General features: G+C 70.9%; 9 protein-coding genes and 2 pseudogenes. 7 read left to right on the forward strand and 4 right to left on the reverse strand.

From position 1 onward, the window contains the following. The coding region (locus C1J00_RS35550; protein WP_102913069.1) for a nuclease-related domain-containing protein at positions 1-599 on the forward strand (599 nt) is incomplete at its 5' end. A gap of 101 nt (positions 600-700) precedes the next feature. On the opposite strand, the gene ligD is transcribed toward C1J00_RS35550, so the two are convergent. Next, a complete protein-coding gene (ligD, locus tag C1J00_RS35555) occupies positions 701-1,582 on the reverse strand; it encodes a non-homologous end-joining DNA ligase (protein ID WP_102913070.1) in 882 nt (293 codons plus the stop codon). 63 nt (positions 1,583-1,645) lie between these two features. Here ligD and ku point away from each other — a divergent pair, with 63 nt between their 5' ends. Together ku and C1J00_RS35565 are read left to right on the forward strand one after the other, a co-directional pair. Continuing rightward, the gene (gene ku / locus C1J00_RS35560; protein WP_500691495.1) at positions 1,646-2,665 is read left to right on the forward strand and encodes a non-homologous end joining protein Ku; all 1,020 of its coding nucleotides are present in this window, start codon (positions 1,646-1,648) and stop codon (positions 2,663-2,665) included. 46 nt (positions 2,666-2,711) lie between these two features. Further along, a complete protein-coding gene (locus C1J00_RS35565) occupies positions 2,712-3,638 on the forward strand; it encodes an MBL fold metallo-hydrolase (RefSeq protein ID WP_102913072.1) in 927 nt (308 codons plus the stop codon). Positions 3,639-3,718: 80 nt separating this feature from the next. Here C1J00_RS35565 and C1J00_RS35570 read toward each other — a convergent pair whose 3' ends face one another. Beyond that, positions 3,719-4,168 carry an Asp23/Gls24 family envelope stress response protein gene (locus C1J00_RS35570; protein ID WP_180989814.1) on the reverse strand — a complete coding sequence of 150 codons (450 nt, stop codon included), beginning with the start codon at positions 4,166-4,168 and terminating at the stop codon, positions 3,719-3,721. A gap of 312 nt (positions 4,169-4,480) precedes the next feature. Between C1J00_RS35570 and C1J00_RS48420 the strand changes: the two are divergent. Then, positions 4,481-4,618 (forward strand): annotated as a pseudogene (locus tag C1J00_RS48420) (DUF7144 family membrane protein); the annotation flags it as partial. A gap of 64 nt (positions 4,619-4,682) precedes the next feature. Here C1J00_RS48420 and C1J00_RS35580 read toward each other — a convergent pair. Next, entirely contained in the window at positions 4,683-5,186 is a 504-nt protein-coding gene (locus C1J00_RS35580; protein ID WP_102913075.1) for a DUF5994 family protein, read from the reverse strand. A 253-nt stretch (positions 5,187-5,439) separates the two neighbouring features. Between C1J00_RS35580 and C1J00_RS35585 the strand changes: the two genes are divergently transcribed. From C1J00_RS35585 to C1J00_RS35595, 3 genes are read left to right on the forward strand one after another with little or no spacing between them, the layout of a single operon-like run. Continuing rightward, positions 5,440-6,048 (forward strand): DUF5994 family protein, encoded by a 609-nt coding sequence (locus C1J00_RS35585; RefSeq protein WP_102913077.1) that lies wholly within the window; start codon positions 5,440-5,442, stop codon positions 6,046-6,048. Between the two features lie 5 nt (positions 6,049-6,053). Beyond that, on the forward strand, positions 6,054-6,302 hold the full coding sequence (locus C1J00_RS35590; RefSeq protein WP_102913076.1) for a hypothetical protein: 249 nt from the start codon (positions 6,054-6,056) through the stop codon (positions 6,300-6,302). Next, positions 6,299-6,577: a hypothetical protein gene (locus tag C1J00_RS35595; RefSeq protein ID WP_439333463.1), complete on the forward strand. Its 279-nt coding sequence runs from the start codon at positions 6,299-6,301 to the stop codon at positions 6,575-6,577. The genes C1J00_RS35590 and C1J00_RS35595 overlap by 4 nt, the downstream gene beginning before the upstream one ends. Before the next feature lie 21 nt (positions 6,578-6,598). Here C1J00_RS35595 and C1J00_RS35600 read toward each other — a convergent pair. Next, positions 6,599-6,780, reverse strand: a pseudogene (locus C1J00_RS35600) (DNA-binding protein); the annotation flags it as partial.

Consider the following 6,780-nt stretch of genomic DNA (forward strand, 5'->3'; position numbering starts at 1 on the left):
CACCCGCCGAACTGGCCCGCCTCACCCTCCACCCCGACGACGACCTGGCCCCCAACCGCCCCGGCGAGGCCCTCATCGTCGCCCTCGACCGCGACCCCGGCCCCACCCACCGGCTGCGCCCCGACCCGCGCCGCAGGGCCCTGGCCGCCGAGCAGACGGTCGGCGACGCCCTGGACCGCCTCGACGGCGCGGGCTGGCACGCCCTGCACTCGGTGCCACTCCCCGGCGGCGACCGCATCCACCACCTGCTGATCGGCCCCGGCGGCCTCTACGCCGTCCACACCCTCCACGCCCGCAAGCAGCGCGTCCGCGTCGCCGACCCCATGATCACCCTGGGCCGCCGCGACCCCCAGCCGCTCCTGCGCCGCCTCCGCACCGACGCCGACCGCGCCTCCTACGCTCTGACGGCGGAGGTCCGCCCGGTGCTCGCCCTGGTGGACCCGGGGACGCTCTCGATCCCGGTCGCCCCCCGGGCGGTCCACGTCCTGACAGCCCCGGAGGTGGAGGGCCTGTCCCAGCGGGGCGGGGTCCTGAAGCCGGCAGACGTGGAGGCGCTGCACGCGATGGCCCGCGACCGGAACACGTGGACGCGGGTGTGAGGGACGTGGGGGTGAGGGACGCGGGTTGAGGAGCCCGGCCGGGCGCGACACGGCAGCACCCGGCCAGGGCGATCCCCGTCAGGAGTCCGCCGGCGGTCCGGCTACGGGAGCGTCCCGGCCGTGTCCGTGTCCAGCAGGGGAGCCAGCAGGTCGCCGTAGTCCTGGACCCGCGGGGCGATGTCGGCCGCGTGGAAGTCCAGCCGGCCGGGTGCGCGGCACTCCTCGACCTCCTCCCAGGTCACCGGGGCAGAGACGGTCGGCTCGGGGCGTGCCCGGAGGGTGTAGGGGGTCGCCGTCGTCTTGCGGGCGGCGTTCTGGCTCCAGTCGACGAAGACCTTCCCCGGACGCAGGCTCCTGGTCATCCGGTGCAGTGCGAGGCGTGGCATGGCCTTCTCGGCCTCGACGGCGAGTGCCTTGGCGTACTCGGACACCCGCTCGGAGGACGCTCCCCGTACGGCGGCGAGCAGGTGCAGCCCCTTCGAGCCGGAGGTTTTGGCGTAGGTCTCGATGCCGTCGCGCGCGAGCCGGTCCCGCAGCCACAGCGCGACCTCGCAGCACTGCACGATGCTCGCCGGCGCCCCGGGGTCGAGGTCGAACACGATCCGGTCGGCCTCGTCCGGGGTGTCGACGAGCCACTGGTGGGTGTGGAACTCGGCCACGAGGTTCGCCGACCACATCAGGCTCGGCAGGTCCTGCACCAGGACCATCCGCGAGGGCCCCTCGACCCGTGGCACCTCGGCGGTGGTGACCCACTCGGGCGTACCCGGCGGCACGTTCTTCGTGAAGAACACCTGCCCGTCCGGACCGTCCGGATACCGCAGGAAGGACACCGCCCGGTCCCGCAGATGGGGCAGCAGGACCTCGGCGACGGTCGCGTAGTAGTGCAGCACCTCGCCCTTGGTGAAGCCGGTGGCGGGATACAGCACCTTCTCCAGATTGCTGAGAGCGAGCCGTCGCCCCTCCACCACTGTGATAGGCGCCATACGATAAGAATCCCACGCAAACCGTGACGAACGCTCCCGAGCGTGACCGGAAGGGTGCAGCACGTGAGATCCATATGGAACGGCGCCATCTCGTTCGGCCTGGTCAGCATCCCGATCAAGCTGGTGAACGCCACCGAGAGCCACTCGATCTCCTTCCGCCAGATCCACACCGAGGACGGCGGCCGCATCCGCTACCGCAAATTCTGCGACCTGGAGGACCGCGAGGTCACCCAGGGGGAGATTGGCAAGGGCTACGAGGACGCGGACGGCACGATCATCCCCATCACCGAGGAGGACCTGTCCAGCTTGCCCATCCCGACGGCGAAGACGATCGAGATCGTCGCCTTCGTCCCGGCGGACCGCATCGACCCGCTCCAGATGGACGCCGCGTACTACCTCCAGGCGAGCGGCGCCCCGGCGGCGAAGCCGTACACGCTGCTGCGCGAGGCGCTGAAGCGCAGCAACAAGGTGGCGATCGCCAAGTTCGCCCTGCGTGGGCGCGAGCGCCTGGGCATGCTCAGGGTCGTCGGCGAGGCCATCGCCATGCACGGCCTGCTGTGGCCGGACGAGGTCCGCGCCCCCGAGGGCCTGGCCCCCGACACCGACGTCACCGTCCGTGACCAGGAGCTGGATCTGGCCGACGCGTTGATGGACACCCTGGGCGAGGTCGACCTGGAGGACCTGCACGACGAGTACCGCGAGGCGGTGGAGGAGGTCATCGCCGCGAAGGCGGCCGGCGAGGCCCTGCCCCAGGCCCCGGAACCGGCCGCGGGCGGCAAGGTCCTGGACCTGATGGCGGCCCTGGAGAGCAGCGTCCGCGCGGCCCGCGAGTCCCGGGGCGAGGAGGCCGAGCACGCCGAGGTCAAGTCGCTCCCGCAGCGCAAGACGGCCCGCACGGCCCCCAAGCAGACCGGCGGCAAGAAGTCGACGTCCACCGCGAAGAAGACGGCGGCCAAGAAGGTCACGGCGGCGAAGAAGACGACGTCCAAGTCGGGTCAGGGAACGACCAAGAAGACGGCGTCGAAGAGCACCGCCAAGAAGACGGCGGCGAAGAGGTCGACCCCCCGCAAACGCTCGGCCTGACACCCTTCCGCACGGGTACCCCGTCCAGGGGAGACCGGAGAGTGCCATGCCGCAGCCCACGAACCACCACGACCACGACGACCGTCACCTCACCGGCAACGACGACCGTCACCTCACGGGCGATGACCACCGTCCTTTCACCGGCGACGCGATCGACATCCACTTCATCGGCAACGCGACGGTGCTGCTGTCGTACGGCCCGCTCACCCTCCTCACCGACCCGAACTTCCTGCACCGAGGGCAGTACGCCTACCTGGGCCACGGTCTGATGAGCCGCCGCCTGACCGAACCCGCCCTCGACGTGCACGAGCTGCCCCGTCTCGACGCGGTCGTGCTGTCGCATCTGCACGGCGACCACTGGGACCGCCGCGCCCGCCGGCACCTGGATCACACCGTGCCGATCCTGACCACACCGCACGCGGCCCGCCGCCTCAGGACCGTGCACGGGTTCCACCGCACGGCGGGACTGCGCACCTGGAAGGCGCTCACCCTCCAGCGCGACGGCGTCGAGGTCACGGTCACCGCCCTGCCGGGCCGGCACGCCGGTCACGCGGTGCTGCGCAGGCTGCTGCCGCCGGTGATGGGAAGCATGCTGGAATTCGGCCCGGCCGGCGGACCGCCCCGTATGCGGCTCTACATCTCGGGCGACACGCTCGTCTACGACGGCCTGGACGAGATCACCGAACGCTTCCCGACCGCCGACCTCGCCGTCCTCCACCTGGGCGGCACGCGCCTCCCCGGCGGCTTCGTCGTCACGATGGACGGCACTCAGGGGGCCGAACTCGCCCGTCGTCTCGGCCCCCGGCTCGTGCTGCCCGTGCACTACAGCGACTACACGGTGATGCGCTCACCGCTGTCCGCCTTCCTGGCCGAGGCCGATGCCATCGGCCTCGGCGACCGGATCGTCCACTGCGGCCACGGTGAGCACGTGCGCGTGCCGTGCGGCCTCGGGGCGGCCCCGGAGGTCCACTGACCGAAAGGTCTGGGCGGACCTCTGAGATCTACTGACTCAGAGGTCCGCCCAGACGGTCTACTGACCCCGGACCTTCGGCCTCAGGCCACCCGCCTGCTCTCCTGCTGCTGGGACTCGTCCTCCTCCTCGTCCGGCAGATGGACGTCGTCGACGGCGATGTTGACCTCCACGACCTCCAGGCCCGTCATCCGCTCCACCGCGTTGACGACGTTGGTCCGGATGTCCGCCGCGGTGTCGGCGATGGCGGCGCCGTACTCGACGACCACATCGAGATCGACGGCGGCCTGGCGTTCGCCGACCTCGACCTTCACCCCCTGGGTGACCCCAGTGCCCCCGCCCGGCACCCGCTGACGCACAGCCCCGAAGGCCCTGGTCACTCCTCCGCCGAGGTTGTGCACCTCGGGAATCTCCCGGGCCGCCATACCCGCGATCTTCGCGACGACCGTGTCCGCGATGGCGGTGCTCCCGCGAGTTCCGGGAGCGCCCTTTCCGTCCTGGGATGCGTTCCTGCGCTGAGTGGTCTCCGTCATGACCGCCACCTCGATGATCGGTGAGGGATGAGCAGCATCGTTCCTCTCCACCGTAGAACAACGGTGCATATGGGGCGAAAGTGGCGTTCTGTCCTCCGCGTGCGTCACCCTGCCCGGGTGAGGCCGCTCGCGTCTCGCCGCGTGCACGCTGAGAAGGGCACGACGTTGGCGACAGGGGGGCGACAGGGGAACGAGGTAGCGGGCATGACCACCACACACCCGGACAGCGCCCGCATGCCGCTGCGGGAATGAGCCACCGGCGTGACCGTCTTCGCGGCCATCATGCTCATGATCGGCGGCATTCTCGACATCATGCGCGGCATCGCGGAGATCGCCGCGGGCGACATCTTCGTCTCGACGCGGAACTACATCTTCGCGTTCGACCTCACGGCCTGGGGCTGGATCCACCTCACCCTGGGCGTGGTCGCCTTCGTCGTCGGCTTCGGCCTGTTCATGGCGTCGACCTGGGCTCGCGTCCTCGGCGTGGGCATCGCCGGCCTCGTCGTGGTCTGGATCAGGACGTGGTCGGTCCGTCGGTCCTGGGGAGGGCAGGGTCGACGACGGCGACCAGGAGCTGTGATGCCCGGGTCATGTTGTCGACGCCGACCGCTCGGGCCATGGCGGCGTGTGCGGCCTCGGTTGTGGTGTCCGGGGGGACCAGCAGCAGCGCGAAGTGGTCGTTGTGGCCGCGCGTGATGAGGACGGTGTCGTCTCCCACCGGGTCGGAGTCGAGGTGCACGACGCGGCCGTCGATGACCAGGCGGGTCGGAAGACCGTTCCAGGCGGACGCGTCGAGTCCGACGCGCGTGATGGGACCGAGGTGCTCGGTGAGGGCCGTGACCAGGGCGGGCAGCTCGGTCGCGATGTCTCTGGAACGCGGCCACCACGCGCCGTCGAGAATCCCCGTCCGGGACGGTGTGGTCTCCAGCCGCAACAGAGCCGTGCCCTGTCTCACCGCCTGATGGAATCCGTCCGGCAGAAGCAGCGGGGCAGAGTGGGAAACGTCGGAGTCAGCCATCGTGGTCCGCCCCTCTCGGAAGCACGGCCGCATGTGCGCCGGCAGCGCCGATCCGGCGCCCGCCTTGCCCGGTACGCGGCCGTGGTGGTTTCACGGTACTCCCCGGAGCAGGTGATGAAACGGTTCGGGCCCTCGTGCAGGAGTAGAGTCGAAGGACCGGGAGCATTTCGAGCCCCAGCAATTCACGCAGGTGCCGTTCCCGGCGATCACCGAAGACCGGGGTGCCGACAGGCGGCCCGGGGACGGGTTCGCCATGACCACCATCCTCGGCCCCACCACCCGACGCGACCACGTTCCAGGGCTTCCGGTGCGTCTGTCGCTGACATCGAAGACCACACCGGCGGGCCGGCTCGACGGCGCATGGTGGCCCTACACCCGCGACCTGAGCGCCGAGCTGCCTCCGCTGACGGCCGCCCTCGACGCATCACGGGGCCGGATCACGCGCGTCACCGTGAGCCCCGCCCGCTGGCCCGTCATCCCCCGCGAGGTGGTTGTGGACGGCCGCAGCGTGCACGTCGGACGGTACACCGAACGGGAAGCGGACGATCTGCTCCTGGAACGGGAAGCGGACGATCTGATCCTGCTCTCCTGCACCGACGGCCGCTGGGACCTCTCGGTGATCCCGCCGGCGACCCGTCCCGCTGCCGCCGACCGGTTGATGGCCGCGACAGCGATCCCTGGGAGCGTCCTCAAGGCGGATGCCCTCATGGCCGGCGAGGCCGCCGCCGGACGCGGCATGCGGCGCAGCCGGAACCAGGAGGACACCTGGGAGGCCGAGGGCGGGGCGTGCATGTCGCCCTACGGGTATCCGACCGGGCCGCGCGTCATCCCTGAGCCCGTGCCCGGGGAATGGCAGGGGTGACAGGCATGGAAACCGGGGTCCTCATCGCGGCGTTCCTCATCGCCATCGTCCTGGGCGCACGCCTGATCCAACTGCTCAACGCCCAGCACGCCGCACGCATCGCCGCCCACCACTACAGCGACGCCCTGCCCGGTGTCGGCAGACGTCGCCGCAAGCGCCCCGGACCGGCGTCCAGGCCCACCACCGAGGCCGACCACACGGGCAATTCCCTCACCGGTGCCACGACTCCAGCCGAAAGGACCACACCCTCTTGAGCACGATCAGGACCGACATCGAGGCCCTGCCGTCTGATGGACAGGCAGAAGTCCGTATCGTCGCCGCTTCCCCGGAGACCGCCCGTGCGGTCGCCGAGGTCCTGCGCCACTGCTTCGCCGGCACGGAGCAGCGCAGCTACCCGGCCCCGGGCGGCGGCACCCGGCTCCACCTCACGGTCGACACCGAAACCGCCGCCGGCCCGGCCCGGTCCTGGCTGACCAGCAGCAGATCACCCGTCGGCAGCCGCACCCAAACCCATGCCGACGAAACCTGACGGCCGTTCACTGGGTGCTGGTCAAATCTCGACGACGGTGGCGCGTCCGCCGCAGAGGGCGGTGAGGTCCTCCGGGTCGGAGGTAAGGATCGTGCCTGGGGCGGGGGCGGCGAGGGCGGTGGCGCTGAGTATGGCGTCGATAGCGTATTTGTGGCCGTGCAGTCCGGCGTCGGCGAGGAGGATGGCGGCGTGACGGGCGATGG

The sequence above is a fragment of the Streptomyces cahuitamycinicus genome, from assembly GCF_002891435.1.
Taxonomy (GTDB): Bacteria; Actinomycetota; Actinomycetes; order Streptomycetales; family Streptomycetaceae; genus Streptomyces; species Streptomyces cahuitamycinicus.